The 19,814-nt window shown below is 53.6% G+C and carries 20 protein-coding genes and 1 tRNA gene; 12 read left to right on the top strand and 9 right to left on the bottom strand.

Features of this window, described 5'->3' with window-relative positions; all coding sequences use genetic code 11:
• Positions 1 to 30: 30 nt before the first annotated feature.
• Positions 31 to 867 (bottom strand): iron uptake transporter permease EfeU, encoded by an 837-nt coding sequence (gene efeU, locus J7445_RS10330; RefSeq protein ID WP_070492712.1) that lies wholly within the window; start codon positions 865 to 867, stop codon positions 31 to 33.
• Between the two features lie 497 nt (positions 868 to 1,364).
• On the opposite strand from efeU, the gene mltA reads away from it, so the two are divergent.
• A complete protein-coding gene (gene mltA / locus J7445_RS10325) occupies positions 1,365 to 2,687 on the top strand; it encodes a murein transglycosylase A (RefSeq protein ID WP_209283040.1) in 1,323 nt (440 codons plus the stop codon).
• 230 nt (positions 2,688 to 2,917) lie between these two features.
• On the opposite strand, the gene J7445_RS10320 is transcribed toward mltA, so the two are convergent.
• Together J7445_RS10320 and J7445_RS10315 are read right to left on the bottom strand one after the other, a co-directional pair.
• The gene (locus tag J7445_RS10320; RefSeq protein WP_209283039.1) at positions 2,918 to 3,382 is read right to left on the bottom strand and encodes a CYTH domain-containing protein; all 465 of its coding nucleotides are present in this window, start codon (positions 3,380 to 3,382) and stop codon (positions 2,918 to 2,920) included.
• A gap of 63 nt (positions 3,383 to 3,445) precedes the next feature.
• A complete protein-coding gene (locus J7445_RS10315; protein ID WP_070656603.1) occupies positions 3,446 to 3,871 on the bottom strand; it encodes a CopD family protein in 426 nt (141 codons plus the stop codon).
• Positions 3,872 to 4,094: 223 nt separating this feature from the next.
• On the opposite strand from J7445_RS10315, the gene J7445_RS10310 reads away from it, so the two are divergent.
• Both J7445_RS10310 and J7445_RS10305 read left to right on the top strand, forming a co-directional pair.
• Complete coding sequence (locus J7445_RS10310) at positions 4,095 to 4,370, top strand: hypothetical protein (RefSeq protein WP_019270152.1); 276 nt, start codon at positions 4,095 to 4,097, stop codon at positions 4,368 to 4,370.
• A gap of 122 nt (positions 4,371 to 4,492) precedes the next feature.
• Complete coding sequence (locus J7445_RS10305) at positions 4,493 to 5,458, top strand: IS30 family transposase (RefSeq protein WP_209283038.1); 966 nt, start codon at positions 4,493 to 4,495, stop codon at positions 5,456 to 5,458.
• Positions 5,459 to 5,600: 142 nt separating this feature from the next.
• Here J7445_RS10305 and J7445_RS10300 read toward each other — a convergent pair whose 3' ends face one another.
• Positions 5,601 to 6,056 (bottom strand): PH domain-containing protein, encoded by a 456-nt coding sequence (locus tag J7445_RS10300; RefSeq protein WP_101809792.1) that lies wholly within the window; start codon positions 6,054 to 6,056, stop codon positions 5,601 to 5,603.
• 101 nt (positions 6,057 to 6,157) lie between these two features.
• Here J7445_RS10300 and J7445_RS10295 point away from each other — a divergent pair, with 101 nt between their 5' ends.
• Positions 6,158 to 6,388: a helix-turn-helix domain-containing protein gene (locus tag J7445_RS10295; protein ID WP_029609562.1), complete on the top strand. Its 231-nt coding sequence runs from the start codon at positions 6,158 to 6,160 to the stop codon at positions 6,386 to 6,388.
• Between the two features lie 282 nt (positions 6,389 to 6,670).
• Here J7445_RS10295 and J7445_RS10290 read toward each other — a convergent pair.
• The 5 genes from J7445_RS10290 to J7445_RS10270 all read right to left on the bottom strand — a co-directional run bounded on the left by J7445_RS10290 (position 6,671) and on the right by J7445_RS10270 (position 9,459).
• A tRNA-Met gene (locus J7445_RS10290) sits at positions 6,671 to 6,747 on the bottom strand.
• 137 nt (positions 6,748 to 6,884) lie between these two features.
• The gene (gene rlmH / locus J7445_RS10285) at positions 6,885 to 7,355 is read right to left on the bottom strand and encodes a 23S rRNA (pseudouridine(1915)-N(3))-methyltransferase RlmH (protein WP_016687125.1); all 471 of its coding nucleotides are present in this window, start codon (positions 7,353 to 7,355) and stop codon (positions 6,885 to 6,887) included.
• Between the two features lie 384 nt (positions 7,356 to 7,739).
• Entirely contained in the window at positions 7,740 to 8,126 is a 387-nt protein-coding gene (gene rsfS / locus J7445_RS10280) for a ribosome silencing factor (protein ID WP_039410466.1), read from the bottom strand.
• Between the two features lie 67 nt (positions 8,127 to 8,193).
• The gene (gene nadD / locus J7445_RS10275; protein WP_209283037.1) at positions 8,194 to 8,805 is read right to left on the bottom strand and encodes a nicotinate-nucleotide adenylyltransferase; all 612 of its coding nucleotides are present in this window, start codon (positions 8,803 to 8,805) and stop codon (positions 8,194 to 8,196) included.
• Positions 8,806 to 8,862: 57 nt separating this feature from the next.
• Positions 8,863 to 9,459 carry a beta-class carbonic anhydrase gene (locus J7445_RS10270; RefSeq protein ID WP_019270002.1) on the bottom strand — a complete coding sequence of 199 codons (597 nt, stop codon included), beginning with the start codon at positions 9,457 to 9,459 and terminating at the stop codon, positions 8,863 to 8,865.
• Positions 9,460 to 9,614: 155 nt separating this feature from the next.
• On the opposite strand from J7445_RS10270, the gene J7445_RS10265 reads away from it, so the two are divergent.
• The 8 genes from J7445_RS10265 (at position 9,615) to J7445_RS10235 (ending at position 19,787) form a co-directional block, all read left to right on the top strand.
• Positions 9,615 to 10,493, top strand: coding sequence for an NUDIX hydrolase (locus J7445_RS10265; RefSeq protein WP_039410472.1), 879 nt, complete (start codon positions 9,615 to 9,617; stop codon positions 10,491 to 10,493).
• A gap of 66 nt (positions 10,494 to 10,559) precedes the next feature.
• Positions 10,560 to 11,498 carry an ABC transporter ATP-binding protein gene (locus J7445_RS10260; protein ID WP_209283036.1) on the top strand — a complete coding sequence of 313 codons (939 nt, stop codon included), beginning with the start codon at positions 10,560 to 10,562 and terminating at the stop codon, positions 11,496 to 11,498.
• A 1,472-nt stretch (positions 11,499 to 12,970) separates the two neighbouring features.
• Positions 12,971 to 14,482, top strand: coding sequence for a DNA recombination protein RmuC (locus J7445_RS10255; protein ID WP_209283376.1), 1,512 nt, complete (start codon positions 12,971 to 12,973; stop codon positions 14,480 to 14,482).
• 182 nt (positions 14,483 to 14,664) lie between these two features.
• On the top strand, positions 14,665 to 14,910 hold the full coding sequence (locus J7445_RS10250; RefSeq protein WP_203025819.1) for a hypothetical protein: 246 nt from the start codon (positions 14,665 to 14,667) through the stop codon (positions 14,908 to 14,910).
• Between the two features lie 118 nt (positions 14,911 to 15,028).
• Entirely contained in the window at positions 15,029 to 15,865 is an 837-nt protein-coding gene (locus J7445_RS10245) for a GNAT family N-acetyltransferase (RefSeq protein WP_209283035.1), read from the top strand.
• Positions 15,866 to 15,932: 67 nt separating this feature from the next.
• Positions 15,933 to 16,061, top strand: coding sequence for a hypothetical protein (locus J7445_RS12370; RefSeq protein ID WP_019269997.1), 129 nt, complete (start codon positions 15,933 to 15,935; stop codon positions 16,059 to 16,061).
• Between the two features lie 277 nt (positions 16,062 to 16,338).
• Positions 16,339 to 18,195 (top strand): ABC transporter ATP-binding protein, encoded by a 1,857-nt coding sequence (locus J7445_RS10240; RefSeq protein WP_209283034.1) that lies wholly within the window; start codon positions 16,339 to 16,341, stop codon positions 18,193 to 18,195.
• Between the two features lie 293 nt (positions 18,196 to 18,488).
• A complete protein-coding gene (locus J7445_RS10235) occupies positions 18,489 to 19,787 on the top strand; it encodes a M16 family metallopeptidase (protein WP_019269994.1) in 1,299 nt (432 codons plus the stop codon).
• Positions 19,788 to 19,814: the final 27 nt, after the last annotated feature.

Below are 19,814 nucleotides of genomic sequence, written 5' to 3'. Positions count from 1 at the left end.
TTAAGCGCCACTAGGGGCTGTCGACAGTCCCTAATGGCTTTCAGACGACCTCTGCACCGCGGCGGGCTTGCTGCCGTGCAGAAACCAAATCATGACTGGAACCAAATACAGCAGCCACGCCAGCACCTCGCCCTGCGTCGGGTGGTCGGTATAGCCGAAGAAGCCGCCGAGCAGCACGCCCAGCGGGCTGTCTTCATGCAGGTATTTGGAAGAATCAAACACCACCTCTTGTAGGTGGTTCCACACGCCCGCCTCATGCAGCGCGCGCAGCGAACCGGCCACCAAGCCGGCGGCCACCACAATCAAAAACGCGCCCGTCCAGCGGAAAAACTTCGCCAGATTCAGACGCATACCGCCCTGATAAATCAGCGCGCCGATGACCACTGCTGCCAGCAGCCCCAATACCGCGCCGACGGGCATAGACCAAGTCGGACTCTGCTGAAACACCGCCAAGAGGAAAAACACACTCTCCAGCCCCTCGCGCGCCACAGCCAGAAAAGCCATGCCGACCAAAGCCCAGCCTTGACCGTTGCCGCGGTTTAAGGCGGTCTGAACCGAATCCTGAAGCTGCTGCTTCATCGAACGGGCGGCTTTTTTCATCCATAAAATCATATAAGTCAGCATCGCCACCGCCACCAAACCGATAACGCCAACCACAAATTCCTGCTCCTTCTGCGGAATCTCGCCCGTTGCCGAATGGATGCCGTATCCGATGCCCAAACACATCAGCGCAGCCAAAGCCACGCCCAGCCACACCTTAGGCATCAGCCGCGAATGTCCCGACTGTTTCAAAAAACCCGCGACGATACCGACGATCAAAGCCGCCTCGATACCCTCGCGCAACATAATCAGAAAAGCAATCAACATATATAAAACAAACCTTAAAACTAAATATCCAAAACTAAACCATTTATTCTTTTACCCAAGCCGTTTCACCCGCCGCCTTATCTATTCTATTCGGCTGCAATAAATCCTCTCCAAGAAAATTCAGACGACCTTATGCCTAAATATTTATAAACCGATAATTAAACAAATGCAAATAATTTTTATTTTTAAGTAATAAACACCGTTACGAATGTTAACAAGGAAATGACGAAAGTATCGGACAAACGTACTTTTCCAGCCCGTCTCCCAACAGCCGATACGGCAGTCAAAATATATTCCCGCCCTTAAACAATATCCGCCACAACATACAAAGTCGTCTGAAAACCCGCCCCATCCGCGTTCAGACGACCTCACGCCTTGAGCCGAAGCAGGCGGAAAAACTGTGTTAGAATCCCAAGCTCTTGAATAAACGAACCAATATCCCGTCTGCAAACCACGTTCCCATCCACCCGATTTCAGACGACCTTTAAGACAGCATTATGAAAAAACACCTATACCGCATCACACTCCTCACCATCGCCGCAGCCGTCCTCTCCGCCTGCCCGAGCAAACGCATCAAAAACCTCCCCGAAGTCGACACCACCACCGTCAAAGGCCCCGACCGCCCCACCGGCACGCCCGACCCCGCAGGCACCACCGTCAGCGGCGGCGGCGCGACCTACACCGTCGTGTCCCACCAAGAACTGCCGCACTGGAGCACCCAACACTTCGCCAAAAGCCTCCAATCCTTCCGCTTAGGCTGCGAAAAACTCAAAAACCGCGCAGGCTGGCAAGACGTGTGCGCCCAAGCCATGCAGACGCCCGTCCACCATTTCCAAGCCAAGCATTTCTTCGAACGCTATTTCACCCCTTGGCAGGTCAGCAACAACGGCAACCCCGCCGGCACCATCACCGGCTACTACGAGCCCGTCCTGCTCGGCGATGACAAAGCCACAAGCAAGGCCCGCTTCCCCATCTACGGCATCCCCAACGACTTCGTTTCCGTCCCCCTGTCCGCCAATTTAAGAAGCAGCAAAGCCACCGTCCGCATCCGCCAAACCGGTGCCAACAGCGGCGTCATCGACAACAGCGGCACACACACCGCCGACCTGTCCCAATTCCCCATTACCGCCCGCAGCACCGCCCTCAAAGGCAGATTTGAAGGCAGCCGCTTCGTTCCTTATTACACCCGCAACCAAATCAACGGCGGCGCGCTCAACGGCAAAGCCCCCATCCTCGGTTACGCAGAAGACCCCGTCGAACTCTTCTTCATGCACATCCAAGGTTCGGGTCGTCTGAAAACCCCGTCCGGCAAATACATCCGCGTCGGATTCGCCGACAAAAACGAACACCCCTACGTCTCCATCGGACGCTACATGGCAGACAAAGGCTACCTCCCCCTCGCGCAAACCAGCATGCAGGGCATCAAAGCCTACATGAAGCAAAACCCCAGCCGCCTCGCCGAAGTCTTGGGACAAAACCCCAGCTACGTCTTCTTCCGCGAACTGACCGGCAGCAGTGAAGCCGGTCCGGTCGGCGCATTGGGCACGCCTCTCTTGGGTGAATACGCAGGTGCCATCGACCGCCACTACATCACCTTAGGCGCACCGTTGTTTGTCGCCACCGCCCATCCGACCACCAAAAAAGCCCTCAACCGCCTCATCATGGCGCAAGACACAGGCAGCGCGATTAAAGGCGCAGTCCGCGTCGACTACTTCTGGGGTTACGGCGACGAAGCAGGCGAAGTCGCAGGCAAAATGAAAACCACAGGCTACGTCTGGCAACTCCTGCCCAACGGCATGAAACCCGGCTATCAGCCTTAAAATCGGCTAAAAAGTCAAAAGGTCGTCTGAAGATACGTTTTCAGACGACCTTTTGATTACCAAACAAGCCGATATAGCGCATTAAATTAAGCCAGCCGTAGCGTGGGCTTCGCCCGCGAGTCTGCCGATCAAAATCCTGAATCGGGCAATCGCCCAAGCCTTTTTCCACAGGCAAAGCCCACGCTACAATCCGCCTCCAGTATCGGCGGCGCCGTTATTCCTCAACCCGCCTACCAAGTTGAATAAGGATGCTTGCTCAAATACGCATTGGTAAATTTTCCTTCCGACGTAATCTCCGCGCCCAGCCAGTCCGGTTTTTCAAACGGCGCATCTTCCGCAGGCAGCTCGACCTCCGCCACGACCAAAGGCGCGTTATCGCCGAAATACTCGTCGATTTCAAACACAAAGCCCTTAAATTCCACCCGATAACGGTGTTTTTCCATCTTAAACGGACACATCGTCTCCATCATCTGCTGCGCGTGCGCCAAAGGAATTTCGTATTCAAACTCGCTGCGGCTGACATCTGAAATATAGCCTTTCAAAGTCAGCCAAGCCTTGTCGTCAATAATGCGCACGCGGATGGTGCGCTCTTTTTCCACACTCAAATAGCCCTGTTGCAACACCTGTGGCGCAGAGGCTTCGCGCTTCCAGTCATCGTTTTTCAACAGGAAGCGGCGTTCGATTTCAATAGTCATCTGTTTGATTCCAATATAAAAGAAGGTTGTCTGAAAACAGGTTTTGCCAGTTTCGCAAACACATCAAAACGGTTTGAACACCACCATATACAAAGCGACGATCATCATCAATACAGGCACTTCGTTAAACACCCTGTACCACTTGTGCGAATGCGCATTGCGTTTTTCCTCAAAACCGCGAAGCAGCGCGCCGCAATAAAATTGATAAGCCAGAAGCAGCAAGCCCATCAACAGCTTCACATGCAGCCAGCCCTGCCCCCACCAGCCCGTAACAAACGGAATCAAAATGCCGAACACCAGCGTCCCGAACCCCAACGGCGACATAAACTTATACAGCCGCCGCGACATCGCCGAGAGCCGCTCATATTCCACCGGCTGCTCCGCCGCTTCGACCTGCGCCAGATTCACAAAAATCCGCGGCAAATAAAACAGTCCGGCAAACCACGAAATCACAAAAAACACATGCAAGAGCTTAAACCACAAATACATTTTCAGACGACCTCATGCTCGAAAACGCATATTTTACCCGCCAAACCGCGGCGGCTGTTTTCTTTATATCAACGACTGTCTGTTTTACGCTCGAAAAATTGTAAATTACGTCATAATTTCGCACAGTTGATATGCAATAAGATTAAATTTTGTTAAAATGCGCATGTAATTAAAACTAATAGCCGCCAGACCTCGCGGAACAAACACAAAACGGAAAGAAAACATGATTAAGCAATTTGAAATCAGCACCAGCGTTCAAAAACAAATCGGCGACTACCTCGCCGCCAACAATACCGACCTCAAAACCGCCATGGCGGACGAAACCCGCAACGGCGAAGTCGCCGCCATCATCCATGCCGGCCTGCCCATGATGGTGCGCAAAATCTATTCTCTGGAAAAAATGAAAAACTTCTTCTGGACAAAAAAAGAGCTGATGGTCGAATTCGTCGCCATGCGCCTTGCCACCGCCGAAAAGAAAAACGCCAAGAAAAAACGCTGATTTCTTCCTTTCGGAAAAAATACATCAAAAGGTCGGCGGATTCGCATTTGAAGTGCAACTTTCCCTAACAGAAAAAGGCCAGTATGCGGTAGCATACGGCCTTTCCTGCAAGAAAGATTGCCATGAGCTACACGCAACTGACCCAAGACGAACGATGCCACATCCAATACCTGTCCCGCCACTGCACCATCGCCGAAATCGCCAAACAGCTTAACCGCCACAAAAGCACCATCAGCCGAGAAATCAAGCGGCACTGCTTACAAGGGCAACAATACAGCGCCGAAAAAGCCCAGCGGCAAAGCCAGACTATCAAACAGCGTAAGCGACAACTCTATAAGCTCGATTCGCAGCGGATTCAACACATCGACACCCTTATCCGCCGCAAACTCAGTCCTGAACAAGTATGCGCCTACCTGCGCAAACACCACCAAATCACGCTCCACCACAGCACCATTTACCGCTACCTTCGCCAAGACAAAAGCAACGGCGGCACGTTGTGGCAACACCTCAGAATATGCAGCAAACCCTACCGCAAACGCTACGGCAGCACATGGACCAGAGGCAAAGTGCCCAACCGCGTCGGCATAGAAAACCGACCCGCTATCGTCGACCAGAAAACCCGCATCGGCGATTGGGAAGCCGACACCATCATCGGCAAAGGACAGAAAAGCGCATTACTGACCTTGGTCGAACGCGTTACCCGCTACACCATCGTCTGCAAATTGGATAGCCTCAAAGCCGAAGACACTGCTCTGGCAGCCGTTAGGGCATTAAAGGCACATAAAGCCAGAGTGCACACCATCACTATGGATAACGGCAAAGAGTTCTATCAACACACCAAAATAGCCGAAGCATTGAAGGCGAAAACCTATTTTTGCCGCCCCTACCATTCTTGGGAGAAAGGGCTGAATGAGAACACCAACGGACTCATCCGCCAATATTTCCCCAAACAAACCGATTTCCGAAACATCAGCAATCGGGAGATACGCAGGGTTCAAGATGAATTGAACCACCGGCCAAGAAAAACACTTGGCTACGAAACGCCAAGTGTTTTATTCTTGAATCTGTTCCAACCACTGGTACCATAGTGTTGCACTTGAAATCCGAATCCAAGGTCGTCTGAAAACCGCTTCCAGGTTTTCAGACGACCTTTTCATATTCGAATCACTAGAAATAAATATTTTATTATGATTTTGCTATATAAAACAAAAAACACCGTTTCCGCCCATCTCAAACGGCAGGCGGTTTTACTTCAATTTGATTTTTCGAGGCGACATCAATTTCGTTATCTATAAAGTCATTGAATTGTTGACGGAACTCCATCGGTCGGGCGATATAAGGAATCGGAGCATGACTGCCACCCGTCCCCCTGACCACTATGGAGCCATAATTGAAAATCCTGCCCCAAAAACCTTGATTTACCGAAATACTTTCGATGCGGTTGATATTTAACTCAATTGTTTGCCGGCGGATAAAGCCAAACTTTGCGATAACCCTTTTGTTGGTTAAAGCAAGCTCGGTTGTCATTACATTCAATACCGCGGACACTATCAATACGATACCGATTACCCACATCAACAGCAGAATACCAAAAACAATCCCCCAGAATTGGGACAGCCACGATACTTGCGCTTTATAAACGATACGTTCACTCCGCCCTAAAGAGCTTTCAATATAACTTGCCATTTGACGTTCTCCACATTATGTATTTCCTAAAATACGGATTATAATCCGTGGATAAATAAACGTCAAAATTGGATATTTTGAGATTTGTGAAGACAAATCTCATGAGTAAAATCAGTATATTGATAGGTGTAAAAATCCGAGAAATCCGCAAACAGTCCAATATCAACCAAGAAAACTTAGCCTTACTTGCCGATATAGACAGAAGCTATATGGGTAGAATAGAAAGGGGGGAGGTCAACATAACGGTCGATAAACTGTATCAACTGTCTTCTGCTTTAAACTGTTCCATACACGACTTGCTGCCGGATGATTCAGAAATTAAAAATACCTGAACTGTTCAAGTGGTCCGCCCACATTACCAATCTTCTAAAAAGGTCGTCTAAAACCCCAAAACCCAAGGTTTCAGACGACCTTTACAATACGCCATGGTCGTTCCGTACGCATTGATACTGCTTTATTTGCGGGGTGTCATTCCCCTGCCTATGCGAGACAAGGAATGTGTCAAAAATTAAGAAAATCAGCCATAACCCCTTCCCGCGGCAACCAATCCGTTTGCTGCTTTACCAAAACAGCAGACAATAAAAAACCCTCGGAAAACCGAGGGTTTTTGAAATTGGTTGCGGGAGCAGGATTCGAACCTACGACCTTCGGGTTATGAGCCCGACGAGCTACCATGCTGCTCCATCCCGCGTCAGAAGGTAAAACTATACTTTCATTCTGGAAAGTTGTCAAGAATTTTCTTGATTAAATTGTTCGGAACAAAAAATTCCTATAATTTCAAGTAACTACTTTTTAAGCCGAAAAGCCTGCCTATGGGTACGGCTTTTGCTATTCGCGGTGGTAGGGATGGTTGTGGAGGATGGAGACGGCGCGGTAGAGCTGTTCGGTCAGAAGGACGCGCACCATGCCGTGCGGTAAGGTAAGGCTGGAGAGGCGCATCATCATGCGGGCTTGTTGTTTGAGGCGGTCGGTCATGCCGTCGGCACCGCCGATGACGAAGCAGACGTGTTCGCCGTTTTGCTGCCAGCTTTTGAGGTGTTCCGCCAGCTCGACGGAGGTCGGGGCTTTGCCGCGTTCGTCGAGGACGACGAGGAACGCGCCTTGCGGGATGGCTTCGAGGATGCGTTTTTCTTCCGCCGCCATGCCTTGTGCGGCGTTGACGCCTGCGCCGCGTTTTTCGGGTTTGATTTCTTTGAGGGTGTAGGCGACGTCGCGTCCGAAGCGTTTGGCGTATTCGCCGACGGCTTCGTCCACCCAGCGGGGCATTTTAGTGCCGACGGCGAGGACGGTGATGTTCATGGGTTTCCTTGGTCGGATGGGGTCGTCTGAAAGTTTTCAGACGACCTTTTGGTTTGAATGATGGAGACCTTTGCAATAACATAGGTTACTAAAATTTTATGCTCAATCTCATTTTCGAAATGCAAAACCTTTCTGATTTTTCCTACTTTTTGCTCAATATTAGGAAGGTTTTAGTCAATTGAAGATTTTTTAGCGCATTTTTATGCGTCAAATTTCGTTAATAGGCTATTTTTGCAAAGGTCTCTGATGGTGAAACGGGATTCTTGAAGCCGATATTTTGGTTGTTCGGTCAAGGGGTCGTCTGAAAACTTCGGTTTGGGCAAAGATAGGATTCGGTGTGCGCAATAAAGCCGTCTGTATGCACAGACGGCTTGGGATGATGGTTTAGTCGGCGGCGTGCCAGGGTTTTTGCGCGCCGGCGTGGAAGCTGGGTTTTTCGCCGCCCCAGAGGGTGTCGATGTCGTAGAAGTCGCGGACGGCGGGCAGCATGACGTGGACGACGAGGTCGCCTGCGTCAACGAGCGTCCATTCGCCGCTGTCGCCTTCGGTGCTGAGGATTTCGAAGCCGGCTTCTTTGAGGCTGACGGCAACGTTGTTGGCGAGGGCTTTGACTTGGCGGGTGCTGTCGCCGCTGGCGATGATCATGCGGGCGAACAGTGAGGTTTTTTCTTGGGTTTCGAGGACGGAGATGTCTTTGGCTTTGATGTCTTCGAGGGCTTCGACGGCGGTTTCGACCATTTTTTGCAGGTCTTGCAGTTCTTGTTCGTTCATTGTTTTCCTAATGGTGGGAATGAAATGGGGTTTGGACGGTATTATAACTTATCTGTATGAATTTACGCTATTTTTCGCTTTGGTACAGTTTGTGTTTGAGGATGTAGCGGGCGACTTGGGGCGGGAGGTCGTCTGAAAGTCTGCCGCTTTGAAGGGTTTGGCGGATTTGGGTGGAGGAGGTGTTGTGCAGGGGGGCGTTGAGGATGCGGACGCTGCCGTTTTGGAGGGCTTCGCCCAGCCAGGCGTGGAGTTCGCGCGGGGTTTGGTTGAGGTTGTCGCCTTGGCGCATGGCGACGGCGATATAGGTTTGGCGCACGAGGGTCTGCCATTTTTTCCAAGTGTGCAGTTTCATGAGGCTGTCGCTGCCCATGAGCCACCAAAGTTGGGCGGCGGGGAATTGCTGGCGGAAGATTTGGACGGTGTCGAAGGTGTACGTTGCGCCGTCGCGGACGATGTCGCAGTCGCTGGCGGCGAAGCGGGGGTCGTCGGCGATGGCGAGTTCGGTCATGATGAGGCGGTCTTGGGCGGGGGCGCGGGACGGGTCTTTGTGGTAGGGGTCGCCTGCGGGCAGGAAGACGACGGTGTCGAGTCCGATTTCGTCGGCGAAGGCGCGGGCGATGTGGAGGTGGCCGTTGTGGATGGGGTCGAAGGTGCCGCCGAAAAGTCCGATGTTTTTCATGGGTGTCCTTGGGTGTGGGGTGTGCGCTCTGTTTAGGTTTCAGACGACCTGTCGGGTTTATGGGTTGTCGGGGTCGTCTGAAAGGCTTTTTGCTTCGGGGCTGCCGTCGACAACCAGGGTGAGTTTGCCGGTGGTCGGGTGGATGACGAGTCCGTGGACGGCGATGTCGGCGGGCATAAGCGGGTGGTTGCGGATGACTTTGACGGTGTGGCGGACGCTGTCTTCTACGTTGTCGAAACCGGTCAGCCAGTTGTCGAGGTTTATGCCCGCGTTGCGCAAGGTTTCGATACGGTCGTCGGGGATGTCGCTTTCGTGTACTTTTTCAAGGAAACCGGCGGCGTTCAGCCCCTTCATGCCGCAATCGTAGTGGGCAATGACCATGATTTCTTTGACTTTGAGTTCGAACACGGCGACCAAAAGGCTGCGCATGACGGAACCCCAAGGATGGGTAACGACCGCGCCGGCGTTTTTGATGAGCTTGGCGTCGCCGTTTTTCAGTCCGAGCGCGTCGGGCAGCAGTTCGATGATGCGCGCGTCCATGCAGGACAGGATGGCCAGTTCGCGGCCGGGATATTTGTCGGTGAAATATTTTTCGTATTCGCCCGATTCGACAAAATTTTGATTATAGGCGAGAATTTCGCTCAATTCGCTCATGGTGTTGGACCTCCGACAGAATGGGACGATTATAGCGGTTTTCAGGCGGTTTGGCTTTGCATTGTGTACCGTCCGGCTATGGATAGAGTTGATTGCAAATTGAAACAAAGCAGATACAATCCGCTTTATGTTTATGATTGGACTGAGGAACGGCCATGTCTTCGCACCCTTGTTTTTCCGAAACGATCGACCGCCGCACCCACGACGCGCTCTACGATTGGGCGCGGGCAAGTTACGGCGCGTCGGACGACTGGAACACGCTCTATCTGAACGGGCTGGCTTTGGGTCGTCTGAATCCGTTTTGGCGCGAACGGATCAAACAAGACTGGCAGGAAGGGCTTTCTGAAATTTCAGACGACCTCTGCCTGCAAACAGACAACTGGCTGGCGATGGGCGACAGTTTGCAGCACTTGGCGCACGAATGGAAAAGCCTCGGACTGCTGCACGGCTGGCGCGACGAAAAGTTTGACGTGTGCGACGACGCGGGCAAGATTCTCTTTGCGTTGGAACGCGCCGCCTTCCGCCCGTTCGGACTCATGAGCCAAGCCGTCCACCTCAACGGACTGGTGCAAACCGACGGTAGCTGGTATTTTTGGATAGGCCGCCGCAGCCCGCACAAAGCCATCGATCCCAACAAACTCGACAACCTCGTCGGTGGCGGCATTGCCAGCGGCGAAACTCCGTTTGAAGCCGTCTGCCGCGAAAGCGAAGAAGAAGCCGGACTGATGCCGCCCGCCCTCGACACCCTCCGACCCGCCGCCCGAATCCACAGCCTGCGTCCCGTCTCGCGCGGCATCCACAACGAAATCCTGCACATCTTCGACATCGTCCTGCCCGAAACCGTCCGCCCCGAAAACCAAGACGGCGAAGTCGCAGGGTTTGAATTGATGAACGTTTCACAAATCATCGAAACCATGTTGTCCCAAACCATGATGCACGATGCCCAGCTCGTTACCCTCGAAGCCCTCAAACGCTACGGCGCGCTCGACAGGCAGCATCCGCTAAGCCTTTGGCTGGACAGCCTTTGCCGCTAAACGAAACCAATAAACAAAACCCCGCCGTTTCCCTTTCACGATTCCCCAAAAGGTCGTCTGAAACCCATGCTCCGACTTACCGACATCTGCAAACGCTTCGACAGCAAAACTGTCGCCGACCGCATCAGCCTGACCGTCGCCGCCGGCGAAACCCTCGCCGTCCTCGGACGCTCCGGCTGCGGCAAATCCACCCTGCTCAAAATCATCGCAGGCATCGTCAAACCCGACAGCGGCGAAGTCTGGCTGGACGGGCAAAATATCACCGCCGTCCCGCCCGAAAAGCGCAACGTCTCGCTTATGTTCCAAGACTACGCCCTGTTCCCGCACCTGACCGCCCAAGAAAACGTCGGTTTCGGACTCAAAATGCGCCGCCTGCCCAAAGCCGAAATCGAAGCACAAACCATGCAGGCGCTGCGCGACATCGGTTTGGAAAACGAAGCCCGCCGCAAACCCGGCAGCCTCTCCGGCGGCGAACAGCAACGCCTCGCCCTTGCCCGCGCCCTGATTATCAAACCGTCCCTGCTCCTCTTGGACGAAGCCTTCTCCAGCCTCGACACCCACCTGCGCCACACCCTCTACCGCCTGACCGACGAGAGCATCCGCCGTCAAAACATCCCCGCCGTCCTCGTGACCCATTCCCCCGAAGAAGCCGCCGCGCTGGCAGACCATATCGCCCTCATGCACGAAGGGCGCATCCTCCAATACGGCACGCCCGCCGAACTCTTCCGCCGCCCCGCCAACGCCCAAGCCGCCCGCCTGCTCGGGCTGCCCAACACCGACGATGCGCGCCACATCCCGACACACGCCATCCGTCCCGACCCGCAAGGCACACCCTGCCGCATCCTGTCCCTCACGCCCTTGCCAGACAGCCTGCGCCTGACCTTCGCCCACCCCGAATACGGCGAACTGACCACCCTGTTACCCGCCGAACACTTACCCGCCGGCGATACCGTGCCGATACATATCGATAAAGAACAAATCGTTTGGTTTGAACCCTTGCGATGATGTTTTGTGTCCCGCCTGTCGTTTGACCCGTCGGACAAATCAAAAAAGGTCGTCTGAAAATTTTCAGACGACCTTTGCTGTTACTTCCAAGAGCTTGGGGGTTTAAAACAGCCCGAGCTTATTTTTTAATTGCAGTACGCATATTGTCGGCGATGTGGGTCGCGCCGGCGGCCAGACCGGACATACCGATCAGGGATGCGGCGGCGAGTTTGATCAATTCTTTCATTTTGAGTCTCTTTCTTGTGTTTGTGTTGCGGATGTTATCGTCGGGTCGGCTTATTATTTGCCGGCTTCGGCGATGTTTTTGGCGACGGTCGTCGCACTGGCGGTCAGACCGGACATGCCAATCAGGGAGGCGGCTGCCAATTTGATTAAGTTTTTCATGGTAATCTCTCTTTCTTTTGTTCCCGCCGCTGAATCGAATCTGGCGGTCTGCGGTTCGCGCTTGTGTCGGCATCTGATGCCGGAATCGGTTGAAAGCCGAAAGCCGCTCCGCCTTGGGCGGGAAGGGTTGTTTGTGGGGTTTTGGGAAGCGTTTAAAATATTTCGTTTGTTTTCAAATTATTTTTTTGCAGCAGTTTCGATATTGCGGACAACCATAGCGGCTGAAACGGTAACGCCTGCCATACCGATTAAAGAGGCTGCGGCTAAGGTCAATAAATTTTTCATTTCGGGTAATCCTTTCTCATATTCATCAAATGTTATTTAATAACATCTGCATTCTCCGTCGGCGTGTCTGCCGTATCGATAGGGATCATGATACCGCCTTAATTGATAAATTATACAGTTTTTTTGTAAAGAAAATAGCGGTATTAATGCTATAATGTAATTATTTTGATAAATTATTTTTGGTTTTGAAAATGACACCGATGTCTTGCGGAATGACACCGATGTTTTAGTTACAAGCCGATTACAAATTGTTTATTTTAGAATAGATGCTCTCGGATTTTTTGTTGCCAAATTACATCATTTCAGACAAATTTTAAATTTTCCTTTTATTTTTCAATCAGATAAAAAACAACACTTTTCCGCTTGGCTTTTTGGTTTTTAGCCTTAGACTATAATCGCCATTGCCATTTTTTAAATTATCTATCCATTTTTGGCAAAAACAGGTCGTCTGAAACCAAAATCCCTGCCCGACAAACCTGAATCCGCTGTTTTCTTGTGAAATCGCTCATTAAATAAATCTCTCATCCGGCGCAACGAAACGTGTAAAACTTGTTTTCAGGTTTTCAGACGACCTGTCTATCTTTATATGTTGGCAGGGTCGTCTGAAAAGGCTTTCTGTTTCGGCTCTGTTGTTCGCCCCCAATGAAATCGGTTGGATACGACTGCTGCGCCCTGCATTCTGCGACCCGCTGCTCGGCATCGGTTTATCAGCCATTCCGCCCTATCCTACTCAAGCGCGCAGCGAGCTTGCCTTGCAAACATGCTATATTGCCGTTTTTGCTTTTTCCGTTTTCAGACGACCTATGAATCTCCCGCTCCTTCTGACCGCCGCGCTTGCCTTTTTGTCCGGCGCGCTCATTACTTGGCTGCTCGCCCGCAACAAGGCGCAGACGCAGCAGTTTGCCCTGATGCAATCGCTTGCCGAATGCCGCCAGCATCTTGAATTTGCCGAACAAAATCAGGCGCAAACCGCCGCCGAGCTTGCCGATGCGCGCTATCATGTCCAAGATTTGCAGGGCGAGTTGCAGGAATTGGGCAACCGCTTCGCCGCCGCCGAACGCCAAATCGGCTACCTCCAAGAGCGCGAACAGGAAGCAGGTCGTCTGAAACAAGATTACGCCGAGCTTCAGGAAAACGCGCACAACCTGCACGTCCGCAACGAACGCCTCCACATCCAGCTCGAACAGGAACGCCTCGCCGCCGACGAAAAGCTCAAGCTCCTTGCCGAAGCCCGACAAAGCTTGGGCGACCAGTTTCAAAACCTCGCCAACACCATTTTGGAAGAGAAAAGCCGCCGCTTCACCGAGCAAAACCGCGACCACCTCAACCAACTGCTCACTCCGCTCAACGAACGCATCCACGGCTTCAGCGAGCTTGTGCAGCAAACTTATGAAAAAGAAGCGCGCGAAAGGCTGACCCTCGAAAACGAACTCAAACGTCTGCAAACCCTCAACACCCAGCTGCACAGCGACGCCAAAGCCCTCACCGACGCGCTCACCGGCACGCAAAACAAAACCCAAGGCAACTGGGGCGAGATGATTTTAGAAAGCGTTTTGGAACATTCCGGCCTGCAAAAAGGGCGCGAATACACCGTCCAAGCCGCCGCCGTCCGCCAAGAAGAAGACGGCGCGCGCCGCCTCCAGCCCGACGTCCTCGTCAACCTGCCCGAAGGCAAACAAATCGTCATCGATTCCAAAGTCTCGCTGACCGCCTACGTCCGCTACACCCAAGCCGCCGACGCTGCAACCGCCGAGCGCGAACTCGCCGCCCACGTCGCCAGCATCCGCGCCCACATCCGCAGCCTTTCGCAAAAAGATTATACCGACCTCGAAGGCGTGCGCACGCTGGACTTCGTGTTTATGTTCATCCCCGTCGAACCCGCCTATCTGCTCGCCTTGCAACACGATACCGCCCTGTTCCAAGAATGTTTCGACAAGCGCATCATGCCGGTCGGCCCGAGTACGCTGCTCGCCACCCTGCGCACCGTCGCCCACATCTGGCGCAACGAGCAGCAAAACCAAAACGCCCTCGCCATCGCGGTAGAAGGCGGCAGGCTTTACGACAAATTCACCGGCTTCGTCCAAACGCTCGAGGGCGTCGGCAAAAACATCGACCAAGCGCAAAACCAGTTCCAACAAGCCTTCAAACAGCTCTCGCAAGGACGCGGCAACCTCGTCAGCCGCGCCGAAAAACTGCGCGCGTTGGGCGTGAAAACCACCAAACGCCTGCAACGCGATTTGGTGGAAACCGCCCAAGAATCCGCCTTGCAGGATACTTTGCAGGATCAAGGTTTGCCGGAAGGGGAAGAAGATTGACGGTTTGTCCTTCGTCGGGTTTCGGACGACGTATCAAAGACAAAAAGGGCGCATGATGCGCCTTTTTTATTTTTAACTGATTCGCTTTGCTTTTGAACGACACCAGCCCTCAACCGCCCCTCCCACCTCCGCCTGAGTGGGGCAGGAATGAGAGCCGATAATTAAGTAATTAAGCAGTATCAATGCAAGCAGGTTGGCAGGACGGAGAAAACAATGCTGCGGCAAACAGGTCGTCTGAAAAAGGTTCGGACAAGCACCGCTTTATTTATTTCAGCGAAACCGGCTTCTTTCAGTTTCAGACGACCTCAAAAGCGGCTTACATCCGCCCGACTGCCACGAAACCCGGACTGTGCGGTATAATCATGAACATTCTTATAGTGAAATCAATCAAAAACGGACACAAAGCATTTATCCCACCCACCATCTGACCGTACATTCAAACAGGAATGGCCCGCGCCGTCCTTCCCGCAAAAAGGAACGGCGGCAATTTGAATATCCTGTTTTCATGTGTCCGCCCGAATTTCAAACTCTACACAGGAAACCGCCATGTTAGTCTGCAACCCCTACGAAGTCGTGATTCACGGCACAACCAACAAAGGCAAGATTTTCCGTCCCAGCGACTGGGCAGAACGCTTGTGCGGCATATTGTCCTCATTCACCAAAGACAACCGGTTGTCCTACTCCAACTGGGTGCGCCCCATGCTGGTGGACAACGTCCGCTGCGTCGCCGTCGATAAGAAACTCGAAGAAGACAATCCGCAGATGTTCCGTTTCCTGATGGACTTTGCCGCCGACAACGACTTGCGCATCATCGACTGCAAAGAGCTTTTGAAAGAACAGGAAGACAAAGCGCAAGGCGAACCGGCCGAACGCGTCCTGCTGGCACAAGCCATCGAAGAAAAACACGCCGCCGAAAAAGCACAGGCCGAAGCCGCCGCTGCCGAATACATTCTGCGCGAAATCCCGCCCGAAGACACATCCACTGCCTTCGCCGCCCTCAGCGTCCTGCGTTCCGCATTGACCGACATCAGCAAATTCACCGAACAAATCAACACCGTCCAACGCCCCGCCGGCTACCGCCTCTTGGGTATTTTCGAAGAAGGCAAACACAACGCCGTCGCTGTCTGCGGCTTCCGCGAATCCTGCAACCTCGCCAGCGGCTGCCATATCCACATCGACGACATCGTTACCCTGCCGCAAAGCCGCCGCAAAGGTTACGCCTCACGCCTGTTGGCAGAAGTCCGCAAAATCGGTGCGGAAACGGGCGTAACCAAAATCCACCTTAACGTCCACGTCAATCACGACCGCGTCGATGCGCACCGCCTGTATTTCAAAAACGGCTTCGAAATCTGCGCATACCATTTCCGCTGCGATCCTAAATAACCCAAAAGGTCGTCTGAAACCAAATATGGTTTCAGACGACCTCTTTCCCTCCCGAGAAAGGAACCCCATGAAAACCGTCCTCAGCCTCACCGTCCTCTTCTTCCTTGCCGCCTGTACTTCTGCAACGGGAACGGGCGGCAGCTCGCAAGTCTATGGCGAAATCAAAACGGGCATCGAAAGCAGCCATACCCGATAACAGCCATAACAGTGAATCCGCGATAACTCAAAGGTTGTCTGAAAACATCATTCGGATTTTCAGACGACCTTTGTTTCGGCAAAACCCAAATCAGATTGGCAAACCCGCTCTCGGCAAAACATCTGCCGAATTATCGTTCCCGCTTCTCCTTCGCGGTGTCTTCCCGCCGTTTTTTCCCGTAAAATAATGCCTTTAACTCCCGATACTTGTTTTCAGACGACCTGTCCCCACCGTAGAGGTCGTCTGAAATCCACTCTATCTCAATCAAAACAATACAATGATTCAAAAAATATTCTCATGGTTCGAATCCCGAATCGACCCCTATCCCGAAGCCGCCCCGAAAACGCCTGAAAAAGGGCTGTGGCGGTTTGTCTGGAGCAACATCGAAGGCTTGCGCAAATGGATTGCCGTCTTGGCGGTGTTTACCGCCGGTATCGGCATTATGGAAGCCTTGTTATTTCAATTTATGGGCAAAGTCGTGGACTGGCTTGGCAAATACACGCCCGCGACCCTGTTTGCCGAAAAAGGCTGGGCGTTGACGGCGATGGCGGGAATGATGGTGTTTTTCGCCCTTTGGACCTTCCTCGCGTCCAACGTGCGCCTGCAAACCCTGCAAGGCGTGTTCCCCATGCGCCTGCGCTGGAATTTCCACCGCCTGATGCTGGGGCAGAGCCTCGGTTTCTATCAGGACGAATTTGCCGGCCGCGTGTCCGCCAAAGTCATGCAGACCGCGCTGGCGATGCGCGACGTGGTGATGACGGTTGCCGACATGGTTGTGTATGTGCTGGTGTATTTCATTACTTCCGGCGTGATTCTGGTCGCGCTCGACGGCTGGCTGCTGCTGCCCTTTATCGGCTGGATGATTGGCTTCGCCTTAGTGATGCGCTTCCTGATTCCCAAGCTCGGCAAAACCGCTTCGCGTCAGGCGGATGCGCGCTCGCTGATGACCGGCCGCATTACCGACGCCTATTCCAACATCACCACCGTCAAACTCTTCTCCCACGGCGCGCGCGAAGCGGCTTATGCCAAGCAGTCGATGGAAGAATTTATGGTTACGGTACACGCCCAAATGCGTTTGGCGACGCTCCTGCACACATGCAGCTTCATCGTCAACAGCTCGCTGACCGCCGGCACGACCGCGCTGGGCATCTGGCTTTGGTATCACGGGCAAGTCGGCGTCGGCGCAGTCGCCACCGCCACCGCCATGGCGTTGCGCGTCAACGGTTTGTCGCAATACATCATGTGGGAATCCGCCCGATTGTTTGAAAACATCGGCACCGTCAACGACGGCATGGTAACCCTGTCCAAACCGCAAACCATCCTCGACAAGCCGAACGCCCTGCCGCTGAAAGTGTCGCAAGGCGAAATCAAGTTTGAACACGTCGATTTCTCCTACGAAGCAGGCAAACCGCTGCTCAACGGCTTCAACCTTACCATCCGTCCGGGCGAAAAAGTCGGCTTGATCGGACGCAGCGGCGCGGGCAAATCCACCATCGTCAACCTGCTTTTGCGCTTCTACGAACCGCAAAGCGGCACGATTTCGATTGACGGGCAAAACGTCGACAGCGTAACCCAAGAAAGCCTGCGCGCCCAAATCGGTTTGGTCACGCAAGACACCTCGCTGCTGCACCGTTCCGTGCGCGACAACATCGTTTACGGTCGCCCCGATGCCACCGACGCCGAAATGATTTCCGCCGCCGAACGCGCCGAAGCCGCCGACTTCATCCCCAACCTTTCCGACGCCAAAGGGCGGCGCGGCTATGACGCCCACGTCGGCGAACGCGGCGTGAAACTCTCCGGCGGTCAGCGCCAACGCATCGCCATCGCCCGCGTCATGCTCAAAGACGCGCCGATCCTGCTGCTCGACGAAGCCACCAGCGCGCTTGACTCCGAAGTCGAAGCCGCCATCCAAGAAAGTCTCGACAAAATGATGGACGGCAAAACCGTCATCGCCATCGCCCACCGCCTCTCCACCATCGCCGCGATGGACAGGCTCATCGTCTTGGACAAAGGCCGCATCATCGAAGAAGGCAGCCACGCCGAACTCCTCGAAAAACAAGGCCTCTACGCCAAACTCTGGGCGCACCAAAGCGGCGGTTTCTTGAGCGAACACGTTGATTGGGAACATAATTGAGTGTCTTGCAGTAAGACAAAAGGTCGTCTGAAAATCCGGTTTTGAATTTCAGACGACCCCAGTTCAAAATCATCTCGTCAGGGCGCAAGATTGCGCCCTTCTTTTTTGGTTATAAATTACGAATCTGACCGAAGGATGGAAGGGTCGTCTGAAACCGAAAATCAGGTTTCAGACGACCCTTAATTTTCGGCGGCCAGACAATTAAACCGCCGTAACCTTCCCGCCAAAGGGTGTTTCATTCCGCGTACTTGCACTATACTGCCCCTGAAGAATACCGTCCGAAAGGAAAAACAATGAAATACGCTCCTGCCTTCCTCGCCCTTATCCTGCCCCTGTCCGTACAGGCAGCGGTCAACATCCAACGCTGGACCACCCCGCAAGGCGTGCAGGTCCTCTTGGCCGAGCGGCATGAAAATCCGATTATCGACATGGCAGTCAGCTTCCGAGGCGCAGGCAACGCGTCCGATCCCGACGGCAAAAGCGAAACCGCCGCCTTCACCGCCGCCCTGTTGACCAGCGGCACAAAAGAAATGGACGAAGAAACCTTCAACGCCCAAACCAACGGATTGGCAGTTGAAATCGGCAGCGGTACGGACAACGAAACCGCCACCGCCACCCTGCGCAGCCTGAGCCGTCCGGACACACTCAAAAAAGCCGTTTCCCTGTTCAACGGCGCACTGACCCGCCCGCGTTTCGACGAAGCTGTGTTCCGCCGCAACCAAACGCAAGCCGCCACCTTCCTGCAACAACAGGAAACCAAACCCGACTTCACCGCCGCCCGAACATTGGCGCGCCTCTCCTATCCCGACCACCCTTACGGCAAAGGCGCATACACCACCGTACAAAGCATAAACGGCATCACGCTTGACGACATCCGCGCGTTTTACCGCACCCGCTACGGCAAAAACAATGCCGTCGTCGCCATCGTCGGCGATATAGACCGCAAAGGTGCCGACCGCCTCGTGCAAAACGCATTGTCCGGCCTGCCCGACCATGCTGCCGCATCGGCCGATGTTCCGCCCGTCAAAAAACATCCTGCACAACGCCGTGACATCCCCTTCGCCGGCGAACAGGCGCAAATCATGCTCGGAATGCCGCTGATTACCCGTAACGACCCCGACTACTACGCGCTTGTTGCCGGCAACTACGTCCTCGGCGGCGGCGGATTCGACAGCCGCCTGATGGAAGTCCTGCGCAATCAGAGGGGCGACACCTACGGCGTGTACAGCAACCTTACTCCGGAACGTCAGGCAGGCATGTTCACCATCGCTTATTCTTCGCGCAAACCCGCCGCCCGCGCCTCGCTTGCCGCAGCACAGGAAGTCATCAGGCAGTTCATCGCTGAAGGTCCGACCGAAGAAGAAATGGCTCAGGCAAAAGCCAACATCACAGGCAGCTTCCCCCTGCGTTTCGATTCCAACGCCAAACTGCTCGGCTACTTGAACCTCATCGGCGTCTATAACCTGCCCGACGACTACCTTGAAGCCTACCCCAAAGCCGTCGCCAAACTGACCGCCGCCGACGTCAAAGCCGCCTGGCAAAAACGCGTCCGCCCCGAAGACTTGAATATCGTCGTGGTCGGTGCGCAGTAAAGTTCGGGCTGAATAAACGCAAACGTC

Source organism: Neisseria sicca (genome assembly GCF_017753665.1).
In the GTDB taxonomy this organism is placed as follows: domain Bacteria; phylum Pseudomonadota; class Gammaproteobacteria; order Burkholderiales; family Neisseriaceae; genus Neisseria; species Neisseria flava.
This window is presented reverse-complemented; position numbering and strand designations above follow the sequence as displayed.